Consider the following 15,073-nt stretch of genomic DNA (forward strand, 5'->3'; position numbering starts at 1 on the left):
CCGACGTGGTCGACGACGCGGGGGCGGGCGGTCCGGGTGGTGGCGCCTCGCTTGACGGGGGAGCCCTTCGGCGAGCGTCAGGTGACGATGTGCCGCCTGCTGCTCCCCGCGCTGCGCGAGATGCTGGTGGCCGTCGCCACCGGCGTCGAGCCAGACGCGCCGGCGCTGACCGCCCGGCAGCGGGAGATCGTGGAGCTGGTCGCGACCGGCCCGACGAACCAGGAGATCGCGCACGCTCTCGGCATCTCCGTCGGCACGGTGCGCGCCCACCTCGACCAGGTCTACGCACGGCTGGGGGTGTCGAGCCGGACGGCGGCGGTCGCGGCCGCGGCCACCGCCGGGCCCCGTCCCGGTGCGGAGACCGTCAGCGCTGGAGGCTGAACCCGCCGTCGCTGGTGAGCACCTGCCCCACCATCCACGACCCGGCGGGGCTCACGAGCCAGCCGATGAGCCGTGCCGGGTCGGCGGGCTCGCCCCAGCGGCCGAACGGCGTCGCCGCGCGCAGCGCCTCGAGCTCGGCGAGCGGCCGGTCGGTCGTGCCGGGGTCGAGGTAGCCCGTGTTCACGGGACCCGGGTTGACGGTGTTGAGGACGATGCCGAGGTCGAGCAGCTCGGCGGCGACGGTGGGTGTGATGCCGGCCAGGGCGGCCTTGGAGGTGGCGTAGGCGACCTCGCCCGGCATCGGTCCCTGCTCCTGGCCGGACGTCATCCACACGACCTTGGGCGCGCCGGCCGGGTCGGCGGGTGCGGTCCGCCGCAGCGTCTCCCCGGGGCGCAGGGCGGGCGCGTCCTCGCGGCGCTGCCGGGCGAACAGGCGGGTGAGCAGCAGCGTGGAGCGGGTGTTCGTCTGCCAGTGGGCGTCGAGCGCCTCCGGCGTCATGTCCAGGATCGAGCCGTCCCCGCCGCTGCGCGCGTGGTTGCACACCAGGACGTCGACGCGGCCGGTCAGCGCCCGCGCGGCGTCGAACAGCGACTCGACCTGCGCAGGGTCCCGGAGGTCCGCGGACGCCGACCCGGAGCGCGCGCCGTCGTGCAGCGCCGCCCGGACGGCGCCGTCGACAGCGGCGAGGTCGTCCGCGCCCCACGGCTGGTCGGCGTCGTGCGGGGCGTAGTGCTGGGTGAACACGTGCGCGCCGAGGCCGGCGAGCTCGCGGGCGACGGCGACACCGATGCCCTTCCGGCGTGAGACCCCGGTGACCAGGGCGGTGCGACCCGACAGGGGCGGTGCGGACGACATGGCAGCACGCTACGTCCCGCGGGCGGACCGGCCACCCGGAATACCCGACGCTTGCCCGGGGCTTGTGCTTGACGTGCCCCCGACGTCGACGTCCGTGGGCCTGCGCTCCGAGCGCGGGCCGGTCCTGCTGTCCCTCATGCTGTCCACGGCCCTGGTCGCCCTGGACGCGACGATCATCGCCACGGCGTCGGCCACCATCGCCGACGAGCTCGGGGCGTTCGAGCAGGTGCCGTGGCTCTTCTCGTCCTACCTCCTCGCCCAGGCCGTCAGCACGCCGCTGGCCGGACGGCTCTCGGACATCGTCGGCCGCAAGCGGCTCATCCTGGCCGGGGTCGGGTTCTTCTTCCTCGGGTCCGTGCTGTGCGGGGCCGCCTGGTCGATGGGCGCCATGGTGGCCGGCCGCGTCCTGCAGGGTCTCGGCGCCGGGGCCGTCATGCCCGTGTCCCAGACCATCGCGGCCGACATCTACACCCTGGAGGAGCGGGCCCGGGTGCAGGGGTACCTGGCCTCGGTGTGGGCGATCTCCTCCGTCGTCGGTCCGACCCTCGGCGGCGTCTTCACGGAGTTCGTGTCCTGGCGCTGGATCTTCCTGGTCAACATCCCGCTGTGCGCCCTGGCCGCCTGGATGCTGGTGCGGCGTTACCACGAGTCCCCGCTCGACGGTGACCGGGAGCCGATCGACCACCGTGGTGCCGTGCTGCTGGCCGGCGGCAGCGCCCTGCTCCTGCTCGGTCTGCTCGAGGGCGGGTCCAGCTGGGCCTGGGTCTCGGTCCCGTCGGTCACCGTGCTGGCGCTCGCCGTCGCGCTGCTCCTCGTCTTCGTCGGGCACGTCCGCCGGGTGGCGCACCCGATCCTGGACCTGGGTCTGCTGCGTCGGCGGGTGATCGGGGTGGCCACGGCGATCTCGCTGGTCGTCGGCATGGTCGTCCTCGGCCTGGCCACCTACGTGCCGATCTACGCCCAGGGGGTGCTCGGTCTCGGGCCCCTCATGGCGGGGTTCGCGTTGGCGGCCATGATGGTGGGGTGGCCGCTGTCGGCGTCCAACGCCGGCCGGTTCTACCTGCGTCTCGGGTTCCGGCTCACGGCGATCATCGGCTCGACGCTGGTCGTCGCCGGCACGGCGTCGAGCCTGCTGCTCGGCGAGTCGTCCCCGCTCGTCGCCGTGATGGGCACCACGTTCCTCGTCGGCATCGGGATGGGGCTGACAGCGGTGCCGACCCTGATCGCCGCCCAGTCGTCCGTGGACCACACGATCCGGGGTGCCGTCACCGGGATCAACATCTTCGCCCGCTCCCTCGGCTCGGCCGTCGGCGTCGCCGTCTGCGGGGCGATCGTCAACGCCCGGGCGACGACGGGTCCGGACGGCATGCCGTCGGGACCGGATCTCATGGCGGCGATCCACCTCGTGTTCGTCGTCGTGGCGGTGTGCGGCGGGGTGATCGCCCTGCTGGCGTTCTTCCTGCCGGCCGACCGGCAGGCGGCACGGGACCGCCGGGCCGCCGTGCGTGCGGTGGACTGACCGGCGGCGACGGGCCGACGACGCTCGCCCTGAGAAAGGACGAGTTCCGTGCAAGACTTCCCGACACCGGCACGGGTGTTGACCGCACGTGGCGTCCTGCGCGGCCGGGCCGGGGACGTCGTCAGAAGGAAGAAGGGACAGCACGCATGGGGGCACGACAGGCGTCCGGCGGCGTCCGCGTGGCGCGGCAGGGGTCGCTCTGGGTGATGTGGGGCGACATCGACTTCAGCGTCACGCACAGCGTGCGGGACCAGCTCGCCGCCACGCTCGACGGCCGCGCCAAGACGGTCGACCTGTCCCGGGTGACGTTCATGGACTCCTCGGGCCTGCACCTGATCCTCATGGACGTGACGATGGAGACCCGCCCGCGGCTCGTCGGGACCCCCGAGGCCGTGATCGACCTGCTGGAGATGAGCGGGGCCCTGGAGCTGGTCGAGCTGATCGACGAGATCCCGCCGGCCGAGGTCCCGGAACGTGCGCCCCGTACGCGGTTCGAACCACCACCCATCGTCGGGTAGCCGACGATGCCGTCGATCCTGACGGTTTGCCATGCCCGAGCACGTGAGGAGCGACCGCCGTGACCGTTCGACAGGACGACGAACTACCCAACACCGCACCGCCGGAGGACTTCGCCGAGATCGCCCGGTGGATCCTGACCGAGGTCGACGAGGTCGCCGCCATGCGCGCCGGCCTGCAGGAGCGGCTGGGAGAGGGAGGCCCGGAGACCGCGGAGTCGACCGCCGAGAAGCTCGTGCTCATCGCGTCCGAGCTGGCGACCAACGCCGTCCGCCACGGTCTGCCGCCCACGGTGGTGCGGCTGCTGGGTGACGGGCAGGTCTGGCTGCTGGACGTCGCCGACCACGACCTGTCCACGCCGCCACGGCTCGCCGGGGACCGCGACCCCGGTCACGGCGGCCTCGGGCTGATGATCGCGCGCCGTCTCTCGCTGGCCGTGGGCTGGTACACGACCGACCAGTCGAAGCACGTGTGGGCCACCGTCGGGAGGACGAGCCCGGAGGCCTGAGGCCGCGCACGGCAGCGCCGTCCGGGTCCCGCGCTACGGGGCCCGGACGGCGGCGTGCCGGGGCGTCAGGATCCGGTCAGGACCTCGTCGACGGCCTCGAGGAAGTCGTCCAGGTCGTCCGGGGTCCGGGACGTGATGAGCGTCCACCCCTCGCCCGGGTCCACGACCACGGGCGCGTCCTTCCAGGCGGCACCGGCGTTGCTCAGGTCCGTCTGGAGCGACGGGTAGGAGGTGACGGTCTTGCCCGTCGTCACCCCCGCCTCCACGAGGACCCAGGGGCCGTGGCAGATGGCGGCGACGGGGCGTCCGGAGCGGGTGAAGGACCGGACGATCTCGACCGCCGACGGCTGCAGCCGCAGGGTGTCGGCGTTCAGGGTGCCGCCCGGCACGAGCAGCAGGTCGAACCCGGCCGGGTCGACGTCGTCGAGCGTGACGTCCGGGGTGACCGTGCGGCCGGGATCCTTGTCGCCCACGAGCGTCGCGACGTCGTCGGAGGTCGCGGCCGCGACCGTCACGACGGCCCCGCGCTCGCGCAGGTGCTCCAGCGGGACGACGAGCTCGTCCTGCTCGACTCCGTAGTTCGTCACGATCGCCAGGACGGTGAGGTCGGTGAGATCGGTCGCCATGGTTCGCTCCTCTCGTCGTTCGGGAGCCCCACGGTATGGGCCCGCGGCGGATCCTGCCGGTCGGGCTGCCCGCGCCGCGCGGCGGCGCCGTCCTTACGATGGATCCGACACCCGGTCGGAGGTCGACGACGATGGCGACGAGGACGGCGGAAGCAGAGGCACGGGCGGAGGCGGGCCGGGGCGCGCGCCGGGACGTGCCGCGGTCGGCGCACGGCCGCTGGGCCCCGCCGGCGGACCGGACGGACCCGGTCGAGGTGCTGGCGGCGCAGGACGCCGACCGTCTGCCGTGGCTGGTGCCGGTCAGGAGGGCCCGCATGGCGGAGTCGGCCTTCGCCTTCTTCCGCGGCTCCGCGGCGGTCATGGCGATGGATCTGGCCCCGACGCCGACGATCGGCGTGCCCGTGCAGCTCTGCGGCGACGCGCACCTGGCCAACTTCGGTACCTTCGCCTCGGCGGAGCGGCGCCAGGTGTTCGACCTCAACGACTTCGACGAGACGGTGCCCGGACCCTGGGAGTGGGACGTCAAGCGGCTGGCGGCGAGCGTCGTCGTGGCTGCTCGGGACAACGGGTGGTCCGACACCGTCGGCGGCCGGGCGGCGCGGGGTGCGGTCCGGACGTACGCCCGGGCGATGTCCCGGTTCGCTGATCTGCCCGCGCTGCGGATCTGGTACGAGCAGGTGTCCCTCGCCGACGTGCGCCGCGCGCTGCCCTCGAAGGCCGACCGCAAGGTGTTCGACAAGGGGATGGCCAAGGCCCGGGGGAGGGACTCGGTCCGGGCGCTGGGCAAGCTCGCCGAGACCGTCGACGGTCGGCTCCGGATCCGCAGCCAGCCGCCGCTGCTGGTGCCCCTGCGCGACCTGACGGAGCACCTGGACGCCGAGGAGATGCACACCCGGGTGGCGGAGACCTTCGCCGGCTACGTCGAGTCGCTGCCGCCCGACCGGCGGTACCTGCTGCAGCGGTTCTCCGTCGTGGACGTGGCGCTCAAGGTCGTCGGTGTGGGCAGCGTCGGGACGCGGTGCTGGGTCGTGCTGCTCACCGGGCGCGACCACGGCGAACCCCTGTTCCTGCAGGTCAAGGAGGCCACGGACTCGGTGCTGCAGGCCTACGTGCCGACGCGTCCCGACCCGCACGCCGGCCGGCGCGTGGTCGAGGGCCGTCGCCTGGTGCAGGCCAGCCCCGACGTGTTCCTCGGGTGGTCCGACACCTCGGTGGGCCGGCACTACTACTGGCGGCAGTTCCACGACATGAAGGGGTCCGCGGACGTCGCGGCGATGGACCCGGACCGGCTCGGGGCCTACGTCGAGCTGTGCGGGCGGACCCTCGCCCACGCCCACGCCCGCTCCGGCGATGCGGTGACGATCGCCGGCTACCTCGGCTCGGGCAGGACGTTCGCCGATGCCCTGGCCGACTTCGCGGTCGCGTACGCCGAGCAGAACCAGGCCGACCACGACCGGTTCCGCCGGAGCGTCGCCGACGGGTGACGCGTCAGGCCGACGGTGCGTCCCCGTCGCGCCGGGTGAGCTCGATGACGGGGATGTGCCGGTCCGTGGCGCGCTCGTACTTCGCGAACTGGGGCGACGTCGTCGTGATGCGTCCCCACACCTGCGCGCGTTCGTCGTCGTGCAGCTCCCGTGCCCGGACGGGGACGGTCTCGCCGTCCACGACGATCTCGACCTCGTCGGGCCGGGCGGCGAGGTTGAGGTACCAGGCCGGGTTCGTGGCCGCGCCGTTGGCCGACGCGACGACGTACCACCGGTCCGGGCCGCCGTGGAAGTAGGCCAGCGGGGTGGTGCGGGCCGCTCCGCTCCGGCGCCCGACGGTGGTCAGCGCCAGCAGCCGCATCCCCAGCACGGGACCGCCGCGGCGACGGATCCGGCGCAGGGCCAGCCCGTTGAACCACCGCACGACGCGGCCCGGCTTGCGCGCTCCGCGGGTGCCCGTGGAGTGGCTGAAGGTCATCGGTCCTCCGGAGGTCGACGACCTCCACCGTAGCGGCACGGCTGCTCAGGTGTGCAGGACCGCCTGCGACGTGGCGGTGCTCTGAGGCATGTGCCCGAGGAACCAGTCCCGGGCGAGCTCGGCCGCGCGGTCCAGCGTCCCCGGCTCCTCGAACAGGTGCGTGGCCCCGGGAACGACCGCCAGGTCGTTCTCGCACCGCAGCCGTCGCTGGGCGCGGCGGTTGAGGTCCAGCACGCAGGAGTCCTCGCCGCCGACCACCAGCAGGGTGGGGGCGCGGACCTCGTGCAACCAGTCCGCGGCCAGGTCCGGACGGCCTCCGCGGGAGACGACGGCGGAGATGTCGTGGCCGAGCTGGGCGGCGGCCCGCAGCGCCGCGGCCGCACCGGTGCTCGCCCCGAAGTACCCGATGGGGAAATCGTCCCAGCCCTGGGTGGTGCGCAGCCACCAGGTGGCGTCGACCAGCCGCCCGGCCATGCGTCGGATGTCGAACACCATCGGACGCTCCCACTCCTCGCGGGCGGTGAGCAGGTCGAAGATGAGCGTGCCCAGTCCCGCCTCGTTGAGGACCTGGGCGACACGCCGGTTGCGCGGGCTGTGCCGGCTGCTGCCGCTGCCGTGGGCGAACACCACCAGCCCGACCGGGTCCTGCGGCACGGTGAGATGTCCGTTGAGCATCAGCGCACCAGCCCGGATCTCGACGTCCTCGTCCCGTGGTGGTGGCGGGTCCACGCTCGGGGGCTCGGCGGGCCGGGCCGCGTGCGTCGCACGCTCGAGCAGCGCCATGACCTGCTCGTCGTCGACCTGGCGGAAGTCCGCGTACCACTCGCCCACGGCGCGGAACGCGCGGGGGCTCTCGACGTAGACCACGTCATCGGCTACCTCCTGCAGTGCTTCCAGTGCCGGCGCGGCACCCACGGGCACGGCCACCACGACGCGGGCCGCTCCCCGGTCCCGGGCGATGAGGCACGCGGTGCGCGCCGTCGACCCGGTTGCGACCCCGTCGTCCACGACGAGGGCCGTGCGGCCCGCGAGGGGCACGAGCGGGTGCTGGCGGCGGATCCTGTGCACGCGCCGGTCCAGCTCCGCGCGTTCGGTGGCCTCGGCGCCGGCGAGCTCCTCGGCCGTGACCTGGGCGCGGCTGACGACCTGGTCGTCCACCACCCGGGCGTCCCCTTCACCGACCGCACCCATCGCCAGCTCGGGCTGGTAGGGGACGCCCAGCTTGCGCACGACGATGACGTCGAGCGGTGCGTCCAGCGCGACGGCGACCTCGAACGCCACGGGGACCCCGCCCCGGGGGAGGCCGAGGACGACGACGTCCTCGTCGCGCAGCCCGGCCAGCTCCTCGGCGAGACGCTGCCCGGCCTGGGTGCGGTCGGTGAAGGGCATGCCACCACGATGCGCGCCGCGGACGGGTCGGCAGAAGGGCCGTTGGTCCCGAATCGGCCGGGGACTCGGGCCCGACGTGCGCCGTCCCCTGGCCTGGCCGACCCGGGCGCGGCAGGATGGAGGCGGAACCGACGAGCGGAGGTCGCGATGGACACCGAGAAGAGCGGCAAGAAGAAGTCCGGCGGGATCAAGAAGTTCTACAAGGTGGTGATGCTCGCGATCGCCGTCGCGGCCGTCACCAAGGAGCTGCGCAAGGACCCCGAGGACCGTGAGTGGCACGGCAAGGTCGGGTTCGTGCCGTACGAGTTCCGGATGCCGACGATCTCGCGCGCCAAGGAGCGCCTCTGGGACCCCGAGGCCGAGCACGTCCTGGGACCGCAGGTCTTCGGCGTGGGCTGGACCGTGAACGTCGGCCGCGTGGTCGCGCTGGTCAAGGAGCGCGTCGCCGGCTGAGCCGTCCCGGCGGCGGCAGGACGATCGTGCCAGGGTGGACGGCGTGAGCACCGTCCCCGGTCCCGCCGCCCTGCCCTTCGCCGAGCTGCACCTGCATCTTGAGGGCACGCTCGAACCCGAGCTGGTCCTGGAGCTGGCCGCGCGGAACGCCGTGGAGCTGCCGTTCGCGGACGTCGAGGACCTGCGCCGCGCGTACGCGTTCAGCGACCTGCAGTCCTTCCTCGACCTGTACTACGCGAACATGGCCGTGCTGCGCACCCCGCAGGACTTCGCGGACATGACGACCGCCTACCTGGCGCGTGCCGCGCGTGCCGGGGTGCGGCACGCCGAGGTGATGATCGACCCGCAGGCGCAAGTCGTCCGCGGCGTGCCGCTCGAGGCCGTCCTGGAGGGTGTCGACGCAGCCCTGTCCAGCAGCGAGGCCGACCACGGCGTCTCGACCGCGCTCTTCGCGGCGTTCCTGCGCGACCGCCCCGAGTCGGAGGCGCTCGACGTGCTCCACCACCTCCTCGGCCTGCACGCGCCGATCGTCGGCATCGGGCTGGACTCGGCCGAGGCCGGCCACCCGCCGTCGAACTTCGCCCGGCTCTACGACCGGGCGCGCGCCGAGGGCCTGCACCTCATCGCCCACGCCGGCGAGGAGGGGCCGCCGCAGTACGTCGTCGAGGCCCTGGACGTGCTCGGTGTGGACCGGATCGATCACGGCATCCGCGCCCTGGAGGACGACGCGCTGGTCCAGCGGCTCGTCGACGAGCAGGTCCCGCTGACCGTCTGCCCGCTGTCGAACGTGGCGCTGCGGGCCGTCGACCGGCTGGAGGACCACCCGGTCCTGGCGATGCTGGGCCGCGGGCTCAACGTGTCCGTCAACTCCGACGACCCGGCCTACTTCGGCGGATACCTGGACGACAACCTCGCGGCCCTGACGACGTCGCTCGGCATGACGGCGGGGCAGCGGGCACGGCTGGCGGAGAACTCGATCCGGGCCGCCGTGCTCCCCGCCGACCGGCGTGCTGCCCTGCTGGCCGAGATCAGCCGGCAGGAGCGCTGACGCGCCGACCCCCGGGTGCCTCCGTCCGCTGCGGCCGGGCCCGGCCCGCGAGGCGGGCGTCGACCAGCCGGGCGGTGGCGTCCACCGGTTCCAGCGTCGAGGCGTCGTGCGAGACGAGGAGCGTCGCCGCGCCGGTCTCGCGGGCCAGGGACGTGATCAGCTCGACCACCCGCACGCCGCGGTCGTGGTCGAGGGCCGAGGTCGGCTCGTCGACGAGCAGGACCGCGGGGTCCCCGACCAGCGCGCGGGCGATCGCGACGCGCTGCCGCTGGCCGCCCGAGAGCTGCGCCGGCCGGTGGTGCGCACGGTCGGCCACCCCGACGGCGTCCAGCAGCTCCAGGGCTCGACGGCGCACCGTGGCGGGCCGTCGGCCGCGCAGGTGGGCGTGCAGCTCGAGCTGTTCCAGGGCCGTCAGGGAGTCCAGCAACCGCGGTGCCTGGAAGACGACGCCGAGGTGGTCGCGGCGCCACCGCGTCGCCTCGGCCACGGAGGTCGTCGGGGTGAGCGCGACCTCCTCCCCGAGACGGACCCGGCCCGAGGTGGGCGGTGTCAGGCCGGCCGCGACCGCCAGCAGGCTCGACTTGCCCGACCCGGACGGTCCGAGCAGCGCGGTCGTGGTGCCGCCCGGCACGGTGAGCGAGACGTCGTCGACGGCGGTGAGCGTCGAGGCCCCGTCCGGGTAGACGAGGGTGATGCGGTCCAGGTGCAGGTCCACGGGTCTCTCCTTGCGGGGTATTCAGTGCGCGGCCAGCGCGGCGTGCGGGTCGATGCGGGTGATGCGGGCGACGGAGACGGCGGCCCCGGCCAGGCCGAGGAGCACGAGCCCGGCGGCGGGCAGCACGGTCGTGGTGGTGTCCACCAGCACGGGGACCGTCGCGGGCAGCAGACGGCCGCCCACGGCCGTGAGCAGGGTCCCGAGCCCGACTCCCACGGCGAGCACCACGGCCGCCTGGCCGAGCGCGTCCCGCAGCAGGTATCGGGTCGTGGCGCCGAGCGCCTTGAGCACGGCGACGTCGGCCGACCGGCTGATGGTCCACACGCTGAAGAAGGCACCCACCACCAGGGCCGAGATCGCGACCAGGAACCCCTGCATCGTCGTCAGCGACGTGTTCTCGCCGGCGTAGGAGGCCACGGCCGATCGTGCCTGGGCGGTCGTCACGGTGGTCGTGCCGACGGCGGTGTCGCCCCGGGCCGCTCCGTCGTCGCTCGTGGTCAGCGCGACGACGGTCGCCACCGGGTCGTCGGCGGACCCCGTGCCGCGGGCGCCGACGGCCTGCCAGTCCGCGAGGGTCGTCCACACCACCGGGGTGTGGGCGAAGGACGCCTCGACGTCCGTGGTGCCCACGACCTCCAGGGCGGTCCCCCCGACGGTCACGGTGTCGCCGGGAGCGGCGTCGAGCTCGGTGGCGGCCGCGGGGGAGAGCAGGACGCCGCCGGTGATGAGGTCCGGGGAACCGGCGGGCAGCAGGTGCGAGCCGGCCGGGACCCCGAACGCCGTGACCGAGGCGGTGCCGGCCGCCGACCCGGCGCGGGTCGTCGCGACCCCGAGGGGTTCGGCGGCGTCCACCCCCGGGACCTCTCGCCAGCGTCGCCACTGGTCGGCCGTGACCTGCGAGGCGGTGAAGGCCGGGGCGTCGTCCGGCCCCGGCATGGCGAACGCCAGGTGGTCGGCGGGCAGGTCGGTCACCGCTGAGGTGGACTCGCGGGCGAGGCCGGCGGTCAGGGAGGCGAGGAAGGTGACCAGGAAGGTGACGAGCACGATGACGGCGGTCATGAGGGCGAACCGCCCCCGGGCATGACGCAGGTCGCGCAGGGCGACGAACACGGCGGGTCCTTTCGACGAGGGATGTCCCCAGCGTCGTCGGCGCGGCGAGGCGTGCCATCGCCCCGGGGTGCGGTCCTGTCGCGCCGCACGGTCGATCCCGGGATCAACCGTTCGGACGATGTGCGGCGCGGCGGGCGGGCTAGCGTGGGACGGATGGACGGTCGCCCGCAGCACACGGCGGCACGCGGGCTCCTGGTGGGCCTCGACGTGCTCCTGGTCGTGCTCACCGTCGTCACGGTCGTCCGGGCGCCGGCGGGGCAGCGCGCGGCGACCGCGGTCGTCGCCCTGGTGCTGCTGGGGCTGTACGCGGCCGGACGACGCGTGGTGCGGGTGTACGACCGGCCCGTGGACGCCCCCCGCGGACGATGGTGGCCGGACGCCGCCTGGGTGACCGCCCTGACGGTGGTGTGGGCCGTGCTGCTGGTCCTGTCCCCGGAGGCGTTGTGGACCGCCTTCCCGCTGCTGCTGCTCCAGATGCACGTCCTGGGGCCGCGCCGGGGGCTGCCCGCGGTCGCGGTGACGACCGTCGTGGCCGTCGGTGCCGGGCTGGCGCGCGCCGAGGGGCCGTGGCTCGGGTTCGTGCTCGGTCCCGTGCTGGGTGCCGCCGTCGCGGCCGGCGTCGTGCTGGGCCTCGAGGCGATCGTCCGCGAGTCCCAGGCGCGTCAGCGCGCCCTGGACGAGCTCACCCGCGCCCGCCGCCACCTCGCCCGGGCCGAGCGGGAGTCCGCCGTCGCGGCGGAGCGGGAACGGCTCGCCCGCGACATCCACGACACGCTGGCGCAGTCGTTGTCCGCGATCGAGCTGCTGCTGCGCACCGCCGACGAGGCCATCGGGACCGACGACGCCCGGGCACGGGCGCTCGTGGCCCGGTCCCGCGAGGCCGCCGCGAGCAGCCTCGCCGAGGCCCGACGGTTCGTGCGCGACCTGACCCCCGTGGACCTCGACGGCGGCACCCTGCTCGCGGCGCTGCGGCGCGTGGCCGAGCGCTCGACCGCCACGGCCGACGAGGCCGCGGGACACGCCGGCGCCCTGACGGTGACCGTGGAGTCGAGCGGCACACCACGGCCGCTGCCCCTCGCGGTGGAGACCGCGCTGCTGCGGGTCGCGCAGTCGGCGCTGGCGAACGTGGTCCGGCACGCCCGCGCCACCCAGGCCGGCGTCGTGCTGCGCTTCACCGACGACACCGTGGTGCTCGACGTCGTCGACGACGGGTGCGGGTTCGACCCGGGGGCGACCGACGGGTTCGGGCTCGCCGCCATGAGGTCGCGGGCGGCGGAGCTCGGCGGCACCCTCGTGGTCGACAGCACCCCGGGCAGCGGGACGGCGCTCGCGGTCGCGGTGCCTCTCGCCGAGGAGGCCGCGCCGTGATCGACCTGGTCATCGCCGACGACCATCCGGTGGTCAGGGCCGGCCTGCGCGCCGTCGTCGAGTCCACCGGGGACCTGCGCGTCGTGCACGAGGTCGCGACCGCCGAGGAGCTGCTGGCATGGCTGGCCGACGGCGGCACGGCCGACGTCGTCCTGCTCGACCTGCGGTTCGGCCCGGACCGGCTGACCGGGGCCGAGGCGACGCGCACGGTCGTGGACCGGTACGCCGTCCCGGTGCTGGTGGTGACGACCTACGGGTCGGACGCCGAGATCCTGTCCGCCGTGGAGGCCGGCGCGACGGGGTACCTGCTCAAGGACGCCCCCACGGAGGAGCTCGCGGGGGCGGTCCGGGCGGCCGCCGCGGGCCGGACCGTCCTGGACCCCGCGGTGCAGCGCCGGCTGCTGGGCCGGGTCAGGCAGCCCTTCGAGGCGTTGAGCTCACGGGAGCTCGAGGTGCTGGCGCTGGTCGCGGCCGGACGGTCCAACGAAGCGGTCGCCCGCGAGCTGGTCGTGTCGGTCGCGACCGTCAAGACGCACCTGACGCACGTGAACACCAAGCTGGGGACGCGCTCGCGCACCGAGGCGGTCGCGGTGGCGCGGGAGCGCGGGCTACTGCCCTGACCGACCGCGGGCGGTCCGTGGGGGGAGGGGGCGCGATACCCGTCACGTGCGGGCGGTGCGGCCCTGCAGCGCGCGGAACGCCAGCACGAAGCTCAGGACGCCGACGACGGCGATCGCCGCGAGGCCCTGCCAGAGCGCGGTCGCGTCCCAGCCCTCCATGATGAGCGACCGCAGCGCGGCGAGGAGATACGTCACGGGGTTGAACTGGGCGATGGTCGCCAGCCACCCGGTCAGGGCGTCCAGCGGCAGGAACGTGGTGGTGAGGAACGCGAACGGGAAGAACAGCAGGAAGCTGGAGTTCACCGCCGCTGGGTTCCCCGTGCGCAGCGCGATGGCGTAGGGGAACCCGGTGAAGGCCAGCCCCCACAGGCCGGCGAGGAGCAGGAAGACCAGGACACCTGCGGCACCGGTGGCGAACTGGACGCCGAGGGCGAAGCCGAGGACGAGCACCGGCACCGACAGGGCGACGACCAGCGCGAGGTCGGCGACCATCAGGCCCAGCAGGAGCGAGGTGCGGTGCATGGGCGTGACGAGCAGCCGGTCGAAGTAGCCGCCGGTGATGTCGGTGACCAGGGCGCTGGCCCGCGACACGCCCGTCACGGCGAAGATGATCGCCACGGGGATCTGGAAGGCCTTGAAGTCGTCGACGCCGGTGAACGTCGCGACGTCGCCGAGCGCGCCGACGTTGACCACGAAGAAGAACAGCGGGATGACCAGGGCGGGGATGATCGCCTCCGGCTCCCGGGGGATCTGCCGGAGCGCGCGGATCGCGACGGACAGCAGGTCACGCCAGAACCCGGCGGGTCGGGCCGAGACCGGATCGTCGCGCACGGCGGTGTCGGTGCTCATGGGGCCTCTCCTTCGTCGTCCTGGATGCGGTGACCGGTCACCCGGAAGAAGACGTCGTCGAGGGTCGGGTGACGCAGCGCGAGCTGCTGGACGGTGATGCCCGCACGGTCGAGCGCGAGGGCCACGGGGCTGACGGCGCGTGCGCCGTCGTCCACCGAGACCATGAGGGAGGTGCCGTCCGTCTCGACGCCACCGATGCCGGTGCCGGCGTCGAGCGTCCGGAGCGTCGTGCGGGCGTTCTCGACCTGGTCGCCGACCTCCACCACCAGGACGTCGGTGCCGATGGAACGCTTGAGCTCGCCCGGGGTGCCCTCGGCGACCAGCTCGCCGCGGTTGATGATGCCGACCCGGTCGGCGAGCGCGTCCGCCTCCTCGAGGTACTGGGTCGTGAGGAACACGGTGACCCCGAGCTCACGGTTGAGGCGGCGCACCTCGGCCCAGACCGTGGCGCGACTGATGGGGTCGAGTCCGGTGGTGGGCTCGTCCAGGAAGAGGATCCGCGGGTTGTGGATGAGGGCGAGCGCGAGGTCGAGCCGGCGCTTCATGCCGCCGGAGTACGTGCCCACCCGGTCGTCCAGCGCGTCGCCGATGTCGATGAGTTCGCGGAGCTCGGCCACGCGACGGGTGGTCTCCCGGGCGGTGAGCCCGTAGAAGCGGCCCTGCAGGCGGAGCATCTCGACGCCGGTCTGCTTGTCGTCGAGCGCCGCCTCCTGGAGCGCGACGCCGATGCGCAGCCTGACCGCGGTGGGCTCGTGCACGACGTCGTGGCCCGCGACCGTCGCCGTGCCGCCGGTCGGCGCCAGCAGGGTGCACAGCAGGCGGGTGAGCGTCGACTTCCCGGCGCCGTTCGGCCCCAGGAACCCGTACATCTCGCCCTCGTGGACGGTCAGGTCGACGCCGGCGACGGCGACGTTGTCGCCGAAACGTCGTTCGATGGCGCGCGTGACGATCGCGGTCTCGCTCATGGGGCTCCTCGGGGCGGCTGCACTCAGTGTGCTGAGTGATCACACGATCCGCTTCTCGAACGGGCGCCGACGAGCGTCCCGTGGTCAGGGCGCGGGAGCGTTGGACTGCCCGCCTGACCGCTGGTTGACCGGAGCCTGAACATGTCCTGGACGGGCGCGGCGGATCCCTGTACTGTCCCGGACATCGA

At 74.1% G+C, this 15,073-nt stretch carries 17 protein-coding genes; 9 read left to right on the forward strand and 8 right to left on the reverse strand.

Features of this window, described 5'->3' with window-relative positions:
- Window positions 1-51: 51 nt before the first annotated feature.
- Window positions 52-381: a response regulator transcription factor gene (locus Q6350_RS05010; RefSeq protein WP_305065591.1), complete on the forward strand. Its 330-nt coding sequence runs from the start codon at window positions 52-54 to the stop codon at window positions 379-381.
- Here Q6350_RS05010 and Q6350_RS05015 read toward each other — a convergent pair.
- The gene (locus Q6350_RS05015) at window positions 365-1,237 is read right to left on the reverse strand and encodes an SDR family oxidoreductase (RefSeq protein ID WP_304604789.1); all 873 of its coding nucleotides are present in this window, start codon (window positions 1,235-1,237) and stop codon (window positions 365-367) included. The genes Q6350_RS05010 and Q6350_RS05015 overlap by 17 nt on opposite strands.
- A gap of 136 nt (window positions 1,238-1,373) precedes the next feature.
- Between Q6350_RS05015 and Q6350_RS05020 the strand changes: the two genes are divergently transcribed.
- From Q6350_RS05020 to Q6350_RS05030, 3 genes are all read left to right on the forward strand, one after another.
- Window positions 1,374-2,756 carry an MDR family MFS transporter gene (locus Q6350_RS05020; protein ID WP_370375366.1) on the forward strand — a complete coding sequence of 461 codons (1,383 nt, stop codon included), beginning with the start codon at window positions 1,374-1,376 and terminating at the stop codon, window positions 2,754-2,756.
- 146 nt (window positions 2,757-2,902) lie between these two features.
- A complete protein-coding gene (locus tag Q6350_RS05025; RefSeq protein WP_304604787.1) occupies window positions 2,903-3,274 on the forward strand; it encodes an STAS domain-containing protein in 372 nt (123 codons plus the stop codon).
- Window positions 3,275-3,333: 59 nt separating this feature from the next.
- Window positions 3,334-3,780, forward strand: a complete 447-nt coding sequence (locus Q6350_RS05030; RefSeq protein WP_305065593.1) for an ATP-binding protein — start codon at window positions 3,334-3,336, stop codon at window positions 3,778-3,780.
- A gap of 65 nt (window positions 3,781-3,845) precedes the next feature.
- On the opposite strand, the gene Q6350_RS05035 is transcribed toward Q6350_RS05030, so the two are convergent.
- Window positions 3,846-4,406 (reverse strand): type 1 glutamine amidotransferase domain-containing protein, encoded by a 561-nt coding sequence (locus tag Q6350_RS05035; protein ID WP_304604786.1) that lies wholly within the window; start codon window positions 4,404-4,406, stop codon window positions 3,846-3,848.
- 131 nt (window positions 4,407-4,537) lie between these two features.
- Between Q6350_RS05035 and Q6350_RS05040 the strand changes: the two genes are divergently transcribed.
- Window positions 4,538-5,890: a DUF2252 domain-containing protein gene (locus Q6350_RS05040; RefSeq protein ID WP_305065595.1), complete on the forward strand. Its 1,353-nt coding sequence runs from the start codon at window positions 4,538-4,540 to the stop codon at window positions 5,888-5,890.
- A 4-nt stretch (window positions 5,891-5,894) separates the two neighbouring features.
- Here Q6350_RS05040 and Q6350_RS05045 read toward each other — a convergent pair whose 3' ends face one another.
- A complete protein-coding gene (locus Q6350_RS05045) occupies window positions 5,895-6,368 on the reverse strand; it encodes a nitroreductase/quinone reductase family protein (RefSeq protein ID WP_305065597.1) in 474 nt (157 codons plus the stop codon).
- A 45-nt stretch (window positions 6,369-6,413) separates the two neighbouring features.
- Window positions 6,414-7,757, reverse strand: coding sequence for a phosphoribosyltransferase family protein (locus Q6350_RS05050; RefSeq protein WP_171246580.1), 1,344 nt, complete (start codon window positions 7,755-7,757; stop codon window positions 6,414-6,416).
- 147 nt (window positions 7,758-7,904) lie between these two features.
- Here Q6350_RS05050 and Q6350_RS05055 point away from each other — a divergent pair, with 147 nt between their 5' ends.
- Both Q6350_RS05055 and Q6350_RS05060 read left to right on the forward strand, forming a co-directional pair.
- Entirely contained in the window at window positions 7,905-8,210 is a 306-nt protein-coding gene (locus Q6350_RS05055) for a DUF5808 domain-containing protein (protein ID WP_171246579.1), read from the forward strand.
- A gap of 43 nt (window positions 8,211-8,253) precedes the next feature.
- Entirely contained in the window at window positions 8,254-9,258 is a 1,005-nt protein-coding gene (locus Q6350_RS05060) for an adenosine deaminase (protein ID WP_305065602.1), read from the forward strand.
- Here the strand turns inward: Q6350_RS05060 and Q6350_RS05065 are convergent.
- Entirely contained in the window at window positions 9,239-9,973 is a 735-nt protein-coding gene (locus tag Q6350_RS05065; RefSeq protein WP_305065604.1) for an ABC transporter ATP-binding protein, read from the reverse strand. The genes Q6350_RS05060 and Q6350_RS05065 overlap by 20 nt on opposite strands.
- Window positions 9,974-9,994: 21 nt before the next feature.
- Window positions 9,995-11,083: an ABC transporter permease gene (locus Q6350_RS05070; protein ID WP_304604781.1), complete on the reverse strand. Its 1,089-nt coding sequence runs from the start codon at window positions 11,081-11,083 to the stop codon at window positions 9,995-9,997.
- A 153-nt stretch (window positions 11,084-11,236) separates the two neighbouring features.
- On the opposite strand from Q6350_RS05070, the gene Q6350_RS05075 reads away from it, so the two are divergent.
- On the forward strand, window positions 11,237-12,451 hold the full coding sequence (locus Q6350_RS05075; RefSeq protein ID WP_305065606.1) for a sensor histidine kinase: 1,215 nt from the start codon (window positions 11,237-11,239) through the stop codon (window positions 12,449-12,451).
- Window positions 12,448-13,071, forward strand: a complete 624-nt coding sequence (locus tag Q6350_RS05080; protein ID WP_304604779.1) for a response regulator — start codon at window positions 12,448-12,450, stop codon at window positions 13,069-13,071. The genes Q6350_RS05075 and Q6350_RS05080 overlap by 4 nt, the downstream gene beginning before the upstream one ends.
- 42 nt (window positions 13,072-13,113) lie before the next feature.
- Here Q6350_RS05080 and Q6350_RS05085 read toward each other — a convergent pair whose 3' ends face one another.
- A complete protein-coding gene (locus Q6350_RS05085) occupies window positions 13,114-13,920 on the reverse strand; it encodes an ABC transporter permease (RefSeq protein WP_171246573.1) in 807 nt (268 codons plus the stop codon).
- Window positions 13,917-14,885 (reverse strand): ATP-binding cassette domain-containing protein, encoded by a 969-nt coding sequence (locus tag Q6350_RS05090; RefSeq protein WP_171246572.1) that lies wholly within the window; start codon window positions 14,883-14,885, stop codon window positions 13,917-13,919. The genes Q6350_RS05085 and Q6350_RS05090 overlap by 4 nt, the downstream gene beginning before the upstream one ends.
- Between the last annotated feature and the right edge of the window lie 188 nt (window positions 14,886-15,073).

The organism is Isoptericola sp. b515 (assembly GCF_030588125.1).
Classification (GTDB): Bacteria; Actinomycetota; Actinomycetes; order Actinomycetales; family Cellulomonadaceae; genus Isoptericola; species Isoptericola sediminis.